Source organism: Flavobacteriales bacterium (assembly GCA_021296215.1).
Taxonomy (GTDB): Bacteria; Bacteroidota; Bacteroidia; order Flavobacteriales; family ECT2AJA-044; genus ECT2AJA-044.
Window position 1 is genome coordinate 1 of the sequence record JAGWBA010000067.1, and the last position, 13,845, is coordinate 13,845.

Genomic DNA, 13,845 nt, shown 5'->3' on the forward strand with positions numbered 1-13,845 from the left:
AAATAAATTGTTAAACCCAAAAACTCTGCTAAATTGATTGATAATTTCTGTCCAATTTATAGGGGGTCAATACAAAACCAAAGGAGGGTACATTTCGTAAATTGGGGTAGTGAAAGAGCTAAACTTCTGACTTTCAACAGGTGTTTAGTGCGTCAAAAAACGTTTTGGACGGGTGTGAATGGGAATATTATGAAGACTAATCCAACGCTCAGCCGCCACACACATGCCAGGTCCCTCAAAGCAGGAGTACTAGCCAAAGCTTGATCTAATAACATTAATTAATGTCCTCGTTTAGGTTAAACGCAATACTACTTTTGTGCCTTATTATGATCGCTTGTTCGTGCTCGAATAGCTCAACGGTGGAAAGTAATCTAGGACATGTGGCCAGCACCCTCGACCAAAGCATTTGGGCCATCTATCAAGACTCCTCAGGGGATTATTGGTTTGGAAGTAATGGAAGCGGACTCTTTCGATACAATGGCGAGCGCTTTACCCAATACACAAATGTTGATGGTCTTGTCGACAATCAAATTCGAGGGATCCAGGAAGACCACAACGGAAATCTCTTTATCGAAACACCCAAGGGTGTCAGTCGATTCGATGGAGATACCTTTACGACGCTCAAATTGGATCGATCTGCGCGGGACGATTGGAAAATGGGGCCCAACGATCTTTGGTTTAGTTGTAATGGAAGAGCTCAGGACGTTTTTCGGTACAATGGGGAACGTTTATATGAGCTCAAACTTCCTGAACAGCCTCTGCTCGACTCCTTGAACATTAACCCGATCGGGCTTTCTTACAGTCCTTACTCCGTATTCTCGATCCAACAGGATTCAAAGGGCAATATCCTTTTTGGCACCGTGCTCGCGGGTGCTTTTCGATTCGATGGCGAATCTTTCCTATGGATAGGAGCTACAGAGCTGTCCCGATTACCCGATGGGCGCGAACCCGGGGTGAGGACTATGTTGAGAGATAAAAACGGCTACTATTGGCTCGGCCAGTCAGCTAATAAATTCAGCCTGAGCGATTCAACGTTCAAAATGATAGAAAGTCTTGATTTCTCTTCGCACTTCCCGGAAGTCGATAACCTGTTCTTCAATTCAGGAATATCGGACGAAAACGGAGATCTTTGGTTGGTGGCATTTACTGAAGGTGTATGGAAGTACGATGGAACCAATTGGGAAAGCGTTCCAATACAAACGACCGTTGAAGAGCTCCAAATCATCAGTATTTATCAAGACAACGATGGCGCCTTATGGCTGGGTACGATCAACGACGGGGTGTACCACTTCACTGTTGGCAGCTTTAAAAAGGTTTCGTTTAAATAAGAACTCAATTAAGTCGCTTCCACCAGCCTAAATCCCTCACCGTGTACATTGATGATCTCAAGACGCGAATCTGCCTTTAGGTACTTGCGTAGCTTGGCAATGTACACGTCCATGGAGCGCGAGGTAAAGTAGTTATCGTCGTGCCAGATGGTCTTTAATGCCTCGGAGCGAGACAGCACCTCGTTCTTTCGCTGAACCAGCATCTCCAGCAAGCGTGCCTCCTTAGGAGAAAGTCGTGTCACCTCTGCCCCTTTCTTTAATTCACGTAACTCCGTTTGAAAAGCGAATCCACCTAACTGATATTCCGTCTGCTTCTCAACCGGACCCGAATTCCGACGGCTAAGTATTGCCTGGATCTTCAGCAATAGCACCTCAGAATCAAAGGGTTTGGTTAGATAATCGTCGGCCCCCAACTTAAAACCACGCACCATATCATCCTTCAAGTTCTTAGCCGTTAAAAAGATAAAGGGTGTCTTTTGCTCATTCATCTCCTGAATTTCCCTGGCCAACGAAAAACCATCCTTTTTGGGCATCATCACATCGAAGATGCACAAGTCAAAGCTTTCGCTCCTAAACTTGGCCAAACCAACGTTTCCGTCCTCGGCATGAACCACCTCGTAATCGTTCAGCCGTAAATAATCGCTCAACACCGACCCAAAATTGGGGTCGTCCTCCACCAATAAAATGCGCGTATTACTCATTCTCTAAAGGTAATTCTACAATAAAGGTACTTCCCTTTCCGGCCTCGCTCAACGCTTCGACCTTGCCTCCGTGTGCTTCCACGATCTCCTTGACATAGGCCAGTCCTAGGCCGTGTCCCTTGACGTCGTGAATATTCCCGGAGGCCACTCGGTAAAATTTCTCGAACACCTGTTTCTGCTGCTCCTTGGTCATACCCATTCCCCGATCTACCACTTCCACTAGGAGCGAATCACCTGAATTCGACGTGCGAATGGTCACTTCAGGTGATTCCGGCGAATATTTGTTCGCATTGTCAAGAAGGTTCAACCACACATGCTCCATCAATTCCTCATCGATGCGCACACGGCTGAACTCCGCTTTCCACTCGTGGGTAATATGGCCCTCGCGGGCCGAAAATTGTAGCTGTATCTGCTCTGATGCTTCCGTTAGTTGCTCGTGTATATCGACACTTTCGAGCTTGAGCTTCATCTCCCGGCGTTCCATCTGCGAAACCTGCAGTACCGATTCTACCTGACGGTGCATACGCGCGTTTTCCTCGCGGATGATTCGGGTGAAGTGTCGCACCTTCTCCGGATTGGCAATAATGCTCTCGGCATTGATACTGTCCAAGGCCAGACCGATGGTCGCTATGGGCGTTTTGAACTCGTGCGTCATGTTGTTGATGAAGTCCGATTTGATTTCGCTCAAACGCTTCTGATTCATGATGGTCTTGATCGTTCTTTGAAAAACGAACACGATGATTCCGGTAAAAAGAAGACTTAAAAGCACCACACCCCAAAGCGACCTGATGTAGTAATTGGTCTTGTCCGGAAAGATCACCAACAGATCCGACCTCGGATTAAATATGTCGTTGATAAACAGATTCGTACGATACACCTCTTGATCCGTTGGTTCAAATTGTTGCGAATGCAGTTTGGACGGAAAACCACCTTCGATCACCGCAAACTGAAACGGCAGGTTGAGTCCGTCCGCAGCCAACCCCTCCTTTAGTCGCTCACTAAAATTCTCGGCGTCGAATTGAGCGCTCAAGCTTCGTGGCCCGGTGGTGATCTCGAAAAAGAATTCCTGCATCACCTGGTCCACCTCGGCATAGCTTTTTTCGATGTCCTGAGCACTCATGAGCATGGTATCCTGCCCATCGCCCGAGACCGAGATCACGAACCGATCTTCTTCGCCGGTCTCCATATTGTTGAGCACCACGGTAGAGGTCTTTTCTCCGCTGCTGCGGATAACGGTATCGACCTTTACTACTACCCTATTATTGGAGTCGCTTACCGCGTGCTCAACGATCACCGCACTATCCGTAGTCAATATAGTGCGGCGCTCGCCTCGCATGGTCGGCTTCATAGCTTTGGCCACCCGCCAGGTGCGTTGCTCTTTCTCGAGCTCCATGCTGAAATCCTGCAACACGGCACTTACGCGATTGCGAAACTGTGCATCCTTCACCTGCACGGCATTCTGAACCCAGTACACCTGCACGCCGATGATTCCCACCAACGCCACGCTCATAAGCGCAATGATCCCAAAAAGTCGATTCTTCTTCATTATCTTGTACGAACAACGTCAAAATTAGGTCGAGAGCTAACTCAAAACCAGCCTTTTGGCAAAACTTTAACAGATCTTGTGAGACCTTTAACGTAGCTTGGTTCAGCAAGCGCGTACGTTTGCTTGAGAACCAAAATATACTCCTTATGAAAAAATCACTCTACTCCACCCTTTTCCTTTCGGCTCTAATGGTCGTCGGAGGGGTTAATCGGGCCGTAGGCCAAGAAAAACAATCAGAAGTGCGCCTGCACCTCGTTAAAGAGGTCAACGGCGAAACGCAAGAGCTCGATACGGTCATTGTGCTGCAAGAAGGTCAGTCGATGGACGATATTGAGTTGCCTGCGCCTTGGGGCGATGTGCACATGCATGGAAGCGACGGCGGCGATGTCGATGTTCAGGTCAAGACCGTTCGTATCGAAGGCGTTGAGGACGGCGACGAAGTGCAGGAAGTTCGCGTATGGAAGGCCGAAGGCGGAGAACACATCAAGCTGCTCGAGGACGGACAAACCTTCTTCATAGAGGTCGAAGAAGATGAGAATGGCGAAAAGACCGAATCGAAGCATGTGATCATGATCGAGAACGGCCATGTCGAAATGCGCGATGCCGGCGATATGGAATTCAAAGAGGGCAATACGCTGATCGAGGTGAAGAACGGATCGGACAATGTTTTCGTAGTTCGCGTTCGACACGAAAAGCTCAATGAAGACGAGCTCGAAGATCTCCGCAGAGCCATCGATGGCAGCTACGAAGTGGCCGAAGACGGGCTTGCAATCGGGGACCTAAACGTTTATCCGAATCCATCGAACGGCGACATCAAAGTATCATTCGAAGTGGCTCAAGAAGCCGATATGAACTTGTATGTGTTCGATCAGGCCGGAAAACGCGTATTCAGTAAGTGCCTTAAAAACGTCAAAGGCTCACAAACGATCGAGGTCGATCATACCAATGAGCCGGCCGGAGTCTACTACATCAACCTCACCGACGGTAAAACAAGCTCTACACGCAAGTTGGTTATTGAGTAAACAGCAGCAGAAACACTTAATAGCTATAGCGAAGAACCCGTTCCTTAACCGGAGGGGGTTTTTTATTGGGGTCGGTAAGCCAAATGCAAAGCATATCGAGCAGTTCGCGGTCGGAGTCGTACAAATAGGCGTCGTCGTTCACATGCTCCGGAAAGGCCAATCTATTGGGCAACAAGGGCACCACATTGCAGTACATCGCCTCAACGGCACTGATTCCGAAGAAATCTTGCCGACCGGTAACGGGCAATAGATCAGCGGCATGCAACCACGATGCGTATTCGCAAAAGCTCTCCACCGTGCCCCACTGAACAATGTGATCTCGCAGTCGCTCCCGTGCCTCGTCGAAGATCTTCGGATAACGCATCATGCGTTGTCCTAAAACGGCCAAATCAAAAGCTACACCTTCATCGGCCGGCTGAAAAAGGGTCTTAAAGAATACACGCGGATTCTTGTCGTACTCCCACCGGTGGTTCCACAGCAACAAGGGCTTATCTCCTTTTTCGATCGGATCATGATCATCGAGCTTCCGCAAATTGAGCTTCAGATGATGGGTTTCGCTCTTGGCTTCGAGGCCCGCGATCCGGCTCATGCCGCGCCGGTCGGGATAGGCCTTCAAAAACGGCCGCAAGGCTTCCAAAAAGCCGGTACGGTGAAAGTCGCTGTTAAACCACAGTCGATCGGCCGCCGGCGCACTCGCGTAATTGATCCACCCGTAATGCCGATTACCGCCACGCGTGTTGTCGCGATCCCGGGCACTCCACGGATACGTGAGTTGGTTTTCGTGAAAGTACAGAATGAATTCGCTCTGGCCCTGCGGGCCGATGAACGCCTTGAACGTTGACAGGTCGAGCATGTCGGAAACGATCACCCGATCATAACGCCTGTCAGCGGCAACAAACTCCTCGGCCAGCGACAGCGCCGCTTCGTGCATGCGCCATTTCCAGTGTCGACCCGGGGCCGTATATAAATATACTTCATGTCCCGAAAAATCGCGGTAGTCTTCGGCCCAACGGCGGTGACTTCCACCAAAGAACGGTTCTATGAGGGCGACGTTCAATCTTTGACCCTATTGAGTGCAAAGGCCTTGAGCAGCCAAGTAGGAAGGGATTTTTCGGCCCGACGATTCTTTAAGTTAATGTACCACCCGATCTTTTTCATGATCGGCACTTTATGGGTTTCAACGAACTCAATGAGCGTTCCGTCAGGATCCTCGATATAAGTAAAGTGTCCCGCGGTCTCGCCCATGTCAAAGCTTTCGGAGCTGTCTACCGTAAACGGATAACCCGCCGCTTCGCATTTCGATTTCAGCTCGGCCATGCCGTTGATATCGAAGCATAGGTGAATGAATCCAAGATCACCCCAAAAACGATCCTTGAAAATATGCTGTCCCTCGTAATCGAGCCCTTGTACCAATTCAATTTCGCCGGGTCCCAGCAATTTGCTGAATGCGCCCTTTCGGGCCGATGACTTCAGCACCACGCGGCGATATTTTTCCTCTGCGCCGGGCAGCCCTTTCCAATCGGAGAAGGTACCTTCCTGATTCGCGATCATGTTGTCGAATTGCAGAATGTCCTGATAAATCGGCAGTACGCGATCGATGTCACTCGAGCCGATCACTGCGCCGAAAACTCCGCCAGTGAGCTTCTTTTCGTCTTTGAACCAACCATAGCCTTCGACCAATTCAAATATGTTGCCGTAGGGATCGGCTAAATAGAAGTGCGGACGACCTGCCGGATCCGGTGCCACATCCGACCGAAGGTCGAGACCCTCATTTTGGTACCACTTGTAAGTAGCGGCGATGTCCTTGCATTTGATCTTGCAGATATACAAGCCGAGGTCGCCGAGACGTATATCGAACTTGGCGGCTTCCGGTGTACGACTAGTGTACTGCCAGATCTCGAATCCGCCACCGCTCTGTAGGTTCAGGGCCAACGCGGCATGGCGCGATCGCGGCTCGCCGCCGGTGTACGGCAGCATGAGTCCGGCCTCGGCCGCCTCTTCGAAGACTTTGATGTCCATACCGAAATACTTCCGATACCAGCACCACGCTTCGTGAACGTTGCGAACGCCGATTCCCATTTGCTGAATACCGCTGATAACCATGGTGCAGGATTTGGTTTGAAGCACAAACTTACCCAATTTTCGTATATTTGCGGCTTTGATGGAGGAACCCCTGTGCTGCCTGAGAACGACTTTGTTTTGGGGAAATCCATCCCATTTCGACGAACCAAAATGAGGTTATGAAGGACATCTTTGAGAAGATCTCAAACAACCGAGGCCCCCTCGGACAGTATTCAGAAGACGCGCACGGATATTTTACCTTCCCTAAGTTGGAGGGAGATTTAGCGCCCCGCATGAATTTCAACGGAAAAGAAAAGCTCGTTTGGAGCTTGAACAACTACCTCGGGTTGGGTAATCACCCGGAGGTACGTAAGGTCGATGCCGAAGCGGCGGAGCGCTGGGGACTCGCCTACCCTATGGGTGCGCGAATCATGTCGGGTAACACCGCATTACACGAGAAGCTCGAGCGCGAGCTGAGCGATTTCGTGATGAAGGAAGATACTATCCTTTTGAACTACGGATACCAGGGAATCATGTCGGCCATCGACGCGGTTGTGGACCGTAACGACGTTATCGTTTACGACAGCGAGTCGCACGCCTGTATCATCGACGGACTCCGTATGCACATGGGACGCCGTTTCGTGTACCCACATAACGACATCAACAACCTCGAGAAGCAACTCGAACGCGCCACTAAATTGGTCGAGAATACCGACGGTGGTATTTTGGTGATCACCGAAGGAGTATTCGGTATGGCCGGAGACCAAGGTAAATTGAAAGAGATCGTAGAGCTCAAAAAGAAGTTCAGCTTCCACCTCATGGTCGATGATGCTCACGGTATCGGCGTTATGGGTGAAACCGGAGCCGGAACGGGTGAAGAGCAAGGTGTACAGGACGAGATCGATCTGTACTTCGGAACTTTCGCTAAGTCATTTGCTTTGATCGGAGCCTTCATTAGTGCCGACAAGCAGGTTATCGATTTCTTGCGCTACAACACACGCTCTCAGGTATTCGCCAAAAGTTTGCCGATGCCATTGGTCGAAGGCGCCCTCAAACGCCTCGAAATGATGCGTCAGGACCCCAGCCACCGCGAGAACTTGTGGAAGATCGCACGCGACCTGCAGGAAGGATTGAAAGCGAACGGATTCAACATCGGCGAAACCAATTCACCTGTAACTCCGGTATTCTTGAACGGAGCCGTGACCGAGGCAACGAACCTCACGCTTGACTTGCGCGAGAACTTCGACCTCTTCTGCTCTATCGTGGTTTACCCGGTAGTTCCTAAAGGTGTGATCATGCTGCGTTTGATTCCGACCGCCGTCCACAGCATGGAAGATGTGGAGTACACCATCGAATGCTTCAGCAAGATCAAGGCTAAGCTCGACGCCGGGGAGTATTTCTCGGAGAAGATCGTCACCAGTCAAAACTGAGTTTTTAGTTCTTCGTTTTGAGTTCTTAGTTAGGGACTTCGATAAAATGAAAAAGCCGGCCCAGTGGGTCGGCTTTCTTTGTATACTAGTACTCCAGTTTGCTGATAAAACGCTATCCCTTAATTCTAAGGGAATTAAACTCTTCGCTTAATTTAGGAATGTCCTTTTGTAGGATTCCCAAAATAAGTTCTTCCTCAATAATATCATATGCGTGCGTGATCAGATTGCGTAATCCTATTATTTTTCACGATGAAGTAATTTGAATCGACTCATCTGCAGTGAGGATTCCCTTCACAGCTTCACCTATTATCTCCAAATCCCTCTCGAAAGCCCTTTTTACCACTTACTGTTTCTGAAAAGGCTCAAAATCATTCTGCACCAATTCCTTAAAGGACTCCAATTCTGAAATAACCGATTCGATGTCAAATACGTACTTGAGAATTCTAGGATGCATAAAAGCTAACCTTAGAACAATTACTGCTCTCCTTTAAGATTGGGTTTTTCAACGAGCGGGACGAGACTAAGTCGACTCGCCGTCTAAAAAGGTCTTCCAATTTCTCTTTTAGATCGAAGTAATAGTCCGCGTAATCCAACAACTCTACAGTTTTATTAAAGGTCACGAGAATATCAATATCACTCCCTTCGTGAAATTTATCAGAAAATGCCGAACTAAAAACTTCGGCCCTCTTTACTCGAGGGTCCTGAAAGATTTGATTCAAGTCAACAATATTTTTCCGAATTATGTCAACCATAAACCAAAGATACCGATTCCATAGATAGAGGCTTTTACAATAGTCCTAACCGCCCTATTTTTAGTCAAACGAACGGCAACTTCGTCACCTCAGCTTTGAGCTCTTTGTTGCGAACTTGAATATAGATTTCTGTGCCGGGATCTTTAAGACCTGCAGGCACATACCCCAATCCAATGCCTTCATCGAGCGTTGGCGACTGAGTACCCGAAGTAACCGTTCCGATCGCGTTGCCCGATCCGTCTGTAATCGCATAGCCATGGCGGGGAATTCCGCGGTCGATCATCTTAAATCCGACCAATCGGCGTTGCAGGCCTTCTTCTTTCTGCTTGGCTAGTGCCTCGCTGTTCACGAAGTTCTTCGTAAACTTGGTCACCCAGCCCAATCCGGCCTCGAGCGGCGAAGTGGTATCGTCAATATCGTTCCCGTACAGGCAAAAACCCTTTTCTAAACGCAAAGTATCACGAGCCCCTAAGCCTATCGGCTTGATGTCGTATTCGGCACCGACCTTGAACACCGCGTCCCAGATGGCATCTGCTTTTTCATTATCGAAGTAGATCTCGAATCCACCCGCACCGGTATACCCGGTTGCGCTCACCAAAACGCGATCGAACCCGGCGAAATGGCCCTTCTCAAAGGTGTAGTAGGTCATGTTGGCCAAGTTCATATCGGTCAGAGACTGAAGTGCCTCGGCAGCTCTAGGACCTTGAACGGACAATAAACTGGTCTTGTCTGAAATGTTGATCATTTCTGCACCGTACGAATTGTGTTTGGAGATCCAAGCCCAGTCCTTGTCGATATTCGACGCATTGACCACCAACATATACTCCTCTTCCCCGATGCGGTATACGAGCAAATCGTCTACAATTCCGCCCGTATCGTTCGGTAAACAGCTGTATTGCACTTTGCTATCGACCAGCTTAGACGCATCGTTTGAGCAAACCTTCTGGATCAAATCAAGCGCACCCGCTCCGCGAATAATGAATTCGCCCATGTGACTCACGTCGAACACCCCAACTCCATTGCGTACGCAGTGGTGCTCGGCCTTAAGCCCTTCGTAACTCACCGGCATCTCGTAACCGGCAAATTCGACCATCTTGGCTCCCAAGGAGCGGTGTTTTTCTGTTAGTGCTGTCTTTTTCAAAGTTCCTAGTTCTTAATTTTTAGTTCTTAGCTGGCTCTGGCGCCAACATCCACAATTCAAGGTTCATGGTTCATAGTCCATCGCCTATGGCCTAAGGCTTATTGCCCAAAGTCTACGTCCTTACCCATGAATCAACTCCTTATTCCCAAACTCCTTCATCACTTCGGCTTCAAATTCAAGCAGATCATTCCACATGGGGTCCACCTGCTCTTTTCCTCCATATTTCCGGGCAAATTTCAGGAACATGGTATAGTGATTGGCCTCGCTGACCATGAGTTTGCGGTAAAACTGCGCTAATTCCTAGTCTTCGATGTTCTCGCTTAAAACTTTGAATCGCTCGCAGCTGCGCTCTTCAATCAATGCCGCAATAAGCAGGCGATGAACCAAGCGTAGATTCCGATCGCCGGTCTTCGGGAAGAACTCCATGATCCGATGAACGTACTCATCCTTTCGCTCACGGCCCAACACCAGTCCACGGTCCACAATATGCTTATGAACCATCTTGAAATGGCTCATTTCTTCCTGAGCAAGTGCGCTTATAGCTTCTACCAATTCGTTCTTTTCAGGATAACCAATGATCAGCGAAATAGCCGTGCTGGCGGCTTTTTGCTCGCAGTATGCGTGATCGGTCAAGATCTCCTCAATGTTCCTCTCAGCGATGTTCACCCATCGAGGGTCCGTTGGTAGTTTGAGTCCCAACATAACCGTTGTTGATTTTTTGTTGAAGTAACTGCGCCAAGCGCAAGGCAAAACTAACCATTATCTTGTACTCACTAACGTTCGCAAGGCGGTCCTTTTCGAAGATAAGTAGCTGTTTTCCGTTGCTTTCGATATGATACAGCGGATTTCCCTCAAAGAATTGAATGATTCGGTCATCGAATAATCTTCGCATGGCAAAGCGCTTGTCGGCCCGTAATCAGAATCGCCGATTAAAGTCCGGGGGACCTTTGAAGTTGACCTCCCTGAATCCGGCCAGTTGCCCAACTCTATCGAGTAATCGCTCTTTATCGAGAATGAACTCGGGAACTTCAACAGGCAAGTCGATCACCACCACACCGGCGTGCTTAGGCTCCTTGGCAATGAATTCGCCTTCGTGAAAATCAAGATCACATGCCCTGAGCTTCAGTGGCCCTACCGAACCTTTTAAGGAGTTTCTTCCTCGATCCAGAGTTCCGGTTCGGAAATAACCGAAATCGTTGAAACCTTGAATCGTTCGGAACTCTTGGGCTTCGTAGAACCACCCAAGATCTTCACCATATTGTTTCAATTGCTCTTGACGCTTGGTCAATGGTTTGATCTTCTTCACTTTCTTGGAAGCAACCGGACGCATGGGGCTCAGTGGATGGTTGGTAGGCACCGCGAGGTTGTCGATCCCAATAATACTGATCTCACCACCATTTCGATCGAAATTCTCGCTGTACTCATTAAGATGTTCTAAGGTGCTGTGGCCGACGAAATCGGCCAGACTAAAATCAACGACTACCTTGGCCGAATAAGGTACGGTGTCGAGCCTGGCCTTTAGCCTATTGAAGTTAAAAAAATTGCTGAAGTAACGAACACTTATCAAGTAGGTTCCATCCAGCTCGTCAATCATTAAGATGTTTGTTTTTAACAAGTTGCGTAATATTATATCAACCTTTTTAACACTGAACAAATGAGCGATGATCGTAATGAACATCCCGAGTGCGATCCCCTTTATTAGACCGAGGAAGATGGTCAGTACAATAGTGATCGAAAACTTCAAGAGCTGCTGTCCGCCAATGCGGTACCTATGCAAAAACTGACTCGGGTGAGCGAGTTTATAACCAGTGTATACCAATATTACCGCCAGTGCAGGAAGAGGAATTCCGGTTACGAGGTTCTTGAACAACAAAATGAAAACGGCCAAGAATATTCCGTGAAACCCATTGCTCAATCGCATGGTAGCTCCATTACTCGCGTTGACCGAACTGCGGGCGATAACTCCTACTACATTAAGCCCCCCAATGCACCACTGATCATGGTTCCCAATCCCATGGCCCGCAGATCCTTATTTACGTTTACTCTACGGCGTTTGGGATCGAGCCGCTCTACCCCTTTTACGCTGAGCAGAGACTCAATGGATGCCACTAGCGTAAGTGTGACAGCAGCTTCCCAAAACATGCCCGTTCGCCAAAGTGAAAAATTAGGCAAGGTCAAAGCACCGATCACTTCATCGGGCAGCCGAACCATCATGCTCTCGGGCAAATGGGTGGAAATGCCGTTGAATTCACAATAGTAGACGTAGCTTACCGAAAGCACTACCACCCACATCGGAGCAGGAATATAATGCAGTCATTTAAAGGGAATACGCTTGTAGAATGCCATGAGCAACAAAGATCCGAGTCCGATCACTGCCGGATAGATCCGCTCTCGTATATTGCTCAGCTCTTCAACGGTTTCGGGCACTTCGGCGAGCAAGAAGGCGGGTCCTTCGTGAACCGGATTCATTTCGTCTAGCATGATATGGAGCTGTTTGGCCATGATCATGAGTCCGATCGCGGCCAACATGCCCTGCACCGCGGCGCTGGGAAAGAAATCGCTAATACTCCCGAGCCGTAGGGCTCCCAAGGCGAGCATGAGGCCGCCGGAGACTACAATGGCCCCAAGGGTCAGGATTTATCCTTGGTACATGTCCCCCGCTCCGAGGGTGGTCACCGCGGCTAGGGTGGCTACAGCCAAACCGTTACCGGGTCCGGTGATGGTGACATAGCTGCCACCCGCGAGGGCGACAACCACTCCCCCCACGACCGCGCTAATGACTCCGGCCATGGGCGGAACTCCAGAAGCCAGCGCAAGGCCCAACGACAGCGGCAGCGCAATGAGCGACGCCACAAATCCGGCAAAAATATTCGACGGGATTTCTCTCCACGGTATGATTGGGGAGCGGGCCATCTTATTGAGTTTTTCGCACGAGCATTATGTCGCAGGGCAAGTCCCCTAAAATGTATTCGATTCCGCTCATGAACACGCGGTCTATCAGCCGAGATTTATCGGTCGGTGCGTTGGTGACGATCAGGTCGCTGCGAATACTCTGCGCGTAGTGCGCCAGCGTAACGCCGGGCTTTCCGAACACGAAATCGGTTTGGGTATGGGCCCTCTCGGGCCGATGTATTCCTTCGATCATCGCTTGGAGCCGTACCGTTTCACTTTCGCGCAGCACCTCTTTAGCCGTATTAAAAGCGTCGAGTGAACTGTCGTCTTCTACGCGAACCTTCACGCGATGGGGATCCAGTTCCTGAACCAGATGTACCTCTTCAGAGCTAAAACAATCGGCAAATCGAAAAGCCACGTTCACGGTAGAGCCGTCGCAGGCATCCATATCGGTATTCACCGCGATTACCCGACAGGGGTGCGCTTTCTTTTGTGGGGCCGTCATGAGCAACACACTGCAATCGACCGCCCTGCATAGTTTACGGGCTATGGAACCCACGAAGTATTTGAACAGCCCTTCTTTGGGCAAGGCTCCTGAAACCAATAGGTCGACCTCCTCTTCGCGTACGATATCCGCTATGGCCTTCACCGGATCGCCGTCGCGCCAAACTTGTTTGACCTCGCTGGTTGCGACATCCGCGCACGAAATAAGTTCGTTGAATTGGCGGTGCCCTTCATCGGAGTCGGCCCCGACATGAATGAGGATAAGCTCTGCTCCGAGTTGATCGGCGATGCGTTTGGTTTCGCAGATATTGGCTTCGGCCCGAGGTGAAAAGGCGATGGCTACGGCGATTCTTTTTACGAGTGCGTCGCTCTACCAGCTGAGCTAAGGAGGCAATTTCGTTGTCGAGGTGACTGGACTCGAACCAGCGACCCCTACGTCCCGAACGTAGTGCGCTACCAACTGCGCCA

The 13,845-nt window shown here is 49.5% G+C and carries 16 protein-coding genes, 1 tRNA gene and 1 pseudogene; 3 read left to right on the top strand and 15 right to left on the bottom strand.

The annotated features are described in order from the left end of the window. Nucleotides 1-359: 359 nt before the first annotated feature. Nucleotides 360-1,328, top strand: coding sequence for a hypothetical protein (locus tag J4F31_09960; protein MCE2496882.1), 969 nt, complete (start codon nucleotides 360-362; stop codon nucleotides 1,326-1,328). Nucleotides 1,329-1,336: 8 nt separating this feature from the next. Here the strand turns inward: J4F31_09960 and J4F31_09965 are convergent, their stop codons facing one another. Together J4F31_09965 and J4F31_09970 are read right to left on the bottom strand one after the other, a co-directional pair. Further along, nucleotides 1,337-2,029, bottom strand: coding sequence for a response regulator transcription factor (locus tag J4F31_09965; protein ID MCE2496883.1), 693 nt, complete (start codon nucleotides 2,027-2,029; stop codon nucleotides 1,337-1,339). Then, entirely contained in the window at nucleotides 2,022-3,575 is a 1,554-nt protein-coding gene (locus J4F31_09970; GenBank protein MCE2496884.1) for a HAMP domain-containing histidine kinase, read from the bottom strand. The genes J4F31_09965 and J4F31_09970 overlap by 8 nt, the downstream gene beginning before the upstream one ends. A 146-nt stretch (nucleotides 3,576-3,721) precedes the next feature. On the opposite strand from J4F31_09970, the gene J4F31_09975 reads away from it, so the two are divergent. Beyond that, nucleotides 3,722-4,597 (top strand): T9SS type A sorting domain-containing protein, encoded by an 876-nt coding sequence (locus J4F31_09975; GenBank protein ID MCE2496885.1) that lies wholly within the window; start codon nucleotides 3,722-3,724, stop codon nucleotides 4,595-4,597. Between the two features lie 16 nt (nucleotides 4,598-4,613). Here the strand turns inward: J4F31_09975 and J4F31_09980 are convergent, their stop codons facing one another. Continuing rightward, nucleotides 4,614-5,654, bottom strand: coding sequence for a DUF3524 domain-containing protein (locus tag J4F31_09980; protein MCE2496886.1), 1,041 nt, complete (start codon nucleotides 5,652-5,654; stop codon nucleotides 4,614-4,616). Continuing rightward, a complete protein-coding gene (locus J4F31_09985; GenBank protein MCE2496887.1) occupies nucleotides 5,651-6,700 on the bottom strand; it encodes a VOC family protein in 1,050 nt (349 codons plus the stop codon). Before J4F31_09985 ends, J4F31_09980 begins: the two co-directional genes overlap by 4 nt. Before the next feature lie 137 nt (nucleotides 6,701-6,837). Between J4F31_09985 and J4F31_09990 the strand changes: the two genes are divergently transcribed. Further along, nucleotides 6,838-8,088: an aminotransferase class I/II-fold pyridoxal phosphate-dependent enzyme gene (locus J4F31_09990; GenBank protein MCE2496888.1), complete on the top strand. Its 1,251-nt coding sequence runs from the start codon at nucleotides 6,838-6,840 to the stop codon at nucleotides 8,086-8,088. Nucleotides 8,089-8,200: 112 nt separating this feature from the next. Here the strand turns inward: J4F31_09990 and J4F31_09995 are convergent, their stop codons facing one another. The 11 genes and pseudogenes from J4F31_09995 to J4F31_10045 all read right to left on the bottom strand — a co-directional run bounded on the left by J4F31_09995 (nucleotide 8,201) and on the right by J4F31_10045 (nucleotide 13,844). Further along, entirely contained in the window at nucleotides 8,201-8,329 is a 129-nt protein-coding gene (locus J4F31_09995) for a DUF86 domain-containing protein (GenBank protein MCE2496889.1), read from the bottom strand. Between the two features lie 202 nt (nucleotides 8,330-8,531). After that, on the bottom strand, nucleotides 8,532-8,840 hold the full coding sequence (locus tag J4F31_10000) for a nucleotidyltransferase domain-containing protein (GenBank protein ID MCE2496890.1): 309 nt from the start codon (nucleotides 8,838-8,840) through the stop codon (nucleotides 8,532-8,534). A gap of 64 nt (nucleotides 8,841-8,904) precedes the next feature. Further along, entirely contained in the window at nucleotides 8,905-9,981 is a 1,077-nt protein-coding gene (gcvT, locus tag J4F31_10005) for a glycine cleavage system aminomethyltransferase GcvT (protein ID MCE2496891.1), read from the bottom strand. A 120-nt stretch (nucleotides 9,982-10,101) separates the two neighbouring features. Beyond that, nucleotides 10,102-10,683: pseudogene (locus tag J4F31_10010) on the bottom strand (tRNA-(ms[2]io[6]A)-hydroxylase). After that, nucleotides 10,634-10,873 carry a hypothetical protein gene (locus tag J4F31_10015; GenBank protein MCE2496892.1) on the bottom strand — a complete coding sequence of 80 codons (240 nt, stop codon included), beginning with the start codon at nucleotides 10,871-10,873 and terminating at the stop codon, nucleotides 10,634-10,636. Before J4F31_10015 ends, J4F31_10010 begins: the two are co-directional and overlap by 50 nt. 24 nt (nucleotides 10,874-10,897) lie before the next feature. After that, nucleotides 10,898-11,992, bottom strand: a complete 1,095-nt coding sequence (locus tag J4F31_10020) for a SulP family inorganic anion transporter (protein MCE2496893.1) — start codon at nucleotides 11,990-11,992, stop codon at nucleotides 10,898-10,900. Beyond that, nucleotides 11,950-12,273 carry a hypothetical protein gene (locus tag J4F31_10025; GenBank protein ID MCE2496894.1) on the bottom strand — a complete coding sequence of 108 codons (324 nt, stop codon included), beginning with the start codon at nucleotides 12,271-12,273 and terminating at the stop codon, nucleotides 11,950-11,952. Before J4F31_10025 ends, J4F31_10020 begins: the two co-directional genes overlap by 43 nt. Before the next feature lie 21 nt (nucleotides 12,274-12,294). Beyond that, the gene (locus J4F31_10030) at nucleotides 12,295-12,579 is read right to left on the bottom strand and encodes a hypothetical protein (GenBank protein MCE2496895.1); all 285 of its coding nucleotides are present in this window, start codon (nucleotides 12,577-12,579) and stop codon (nucleotides 12,295-12,297) included. A 39-nt stretch (nucleotides 12,580-12,618) separates the two neighbouring features. After that, entirely contained in the window at nucleotides 12,619-12,894 is a 276-nt protein-coding gene (locus J4F31_10035; protein ID MCE2496896.1) for a hypothetical protein, read from the bottom strand. Nucleotide 12,895: 1 nt separating this feature from the next. After that, complete coding sequence (locus J4F31_10040) at nucleotides 12,896-13,522, bottom strand: universal stress protein (protein ID MCE2496897.1); 627 nt, start codon at nucleotides 13,520-13,522, stop codon at nucleotides 12,896-12,898. Between the two features lie 264 nt (nucleotides 13,523-13,786). Continuing rightward, nucleotides 13,787-13,844 (bottom strand) — tRNA-Pro (locus J4F31_10045). Between the last annotated feature and the right edge of the window lies 1 nt (nucleotide 13,845).

What these genes read in the sequence shown, in the direction of transcription:
- J4F31_09965 (MCE2496883.1), bottom strand. Translation starts at nt 2,029, where the DNA reads ATGAGTAATACGCGCATTTTATTGGTGGAGGACGACCCCAATTTTGGG.
- J4F31_09970 (MCE2496884.1), bottom strand. Translation starts at nt 3,575, where the DNA reads ATGAAGAAGAATCGACTTTTTGGGATCATTGCGCTTATGAGCGTGGCG.
- J4F31_09975 (MCE2496885.1), top strand. Translation starts at nt 3,722, where the DNA reads ATGAAAAAATCACTCTACTCCACCCTTTTCCTTTCGGCTCTAATGGTC.
- J4F31_09985 (MCE2496887.1), bottom strand. Translation starts at nt 6,700, where the DNA reads ATGGTTATCAGCGGTATTCAGCAAATGGGAATCGGCGTTCGCAACGTT.
- J4F31_09990 (MCE2496888.1), top strand. Translation starts at nt 6,838, where the DNA reads ATGAAGGACATCTTTGAGAAGATCTCAAACAACCGAGGCCCCCTCGGA.
- J4F31_10000 (MCE2496890.1), bottom strand. Translation starts at nt 8,840, where the DNA reads ATGGTTGACATAATTCGGAAAAATATTGTTGACTTGAATCAAATCTTT.
- J4F31_10015 (MCE2496892.1), bottom strand. Translation starts at nt 10,873, where the DNA reads ATGCGAAGATTATTCGATGACCGAATCATTCAATTCTTTGAGGGAAAT.
- J4F31_10025 (MCE2496894.1), bottom strand. Translation starts at nt 12,273, where the DNA reads ATGTGGGTGGTAGTGCTTTCGGTAAGCTACGTCTACTATTGTGAATTC.
- J4F31_10030 (MCE2496895.1), bottom strand. Translation starts at nt 12,579, where the DNA reads ATGCTCGCCTTGGGAGCCCTACGGCTCGGGAGTATTAGCGATTTCTTT.
- J4F31_10035 (MCE2496896.1), bottom strand. Translation starts at nt 12,894, where the DNA reads ATGGCCCGCTCCCCAATCATACCGTGGAGAGAAATCCCGTCGAATATT.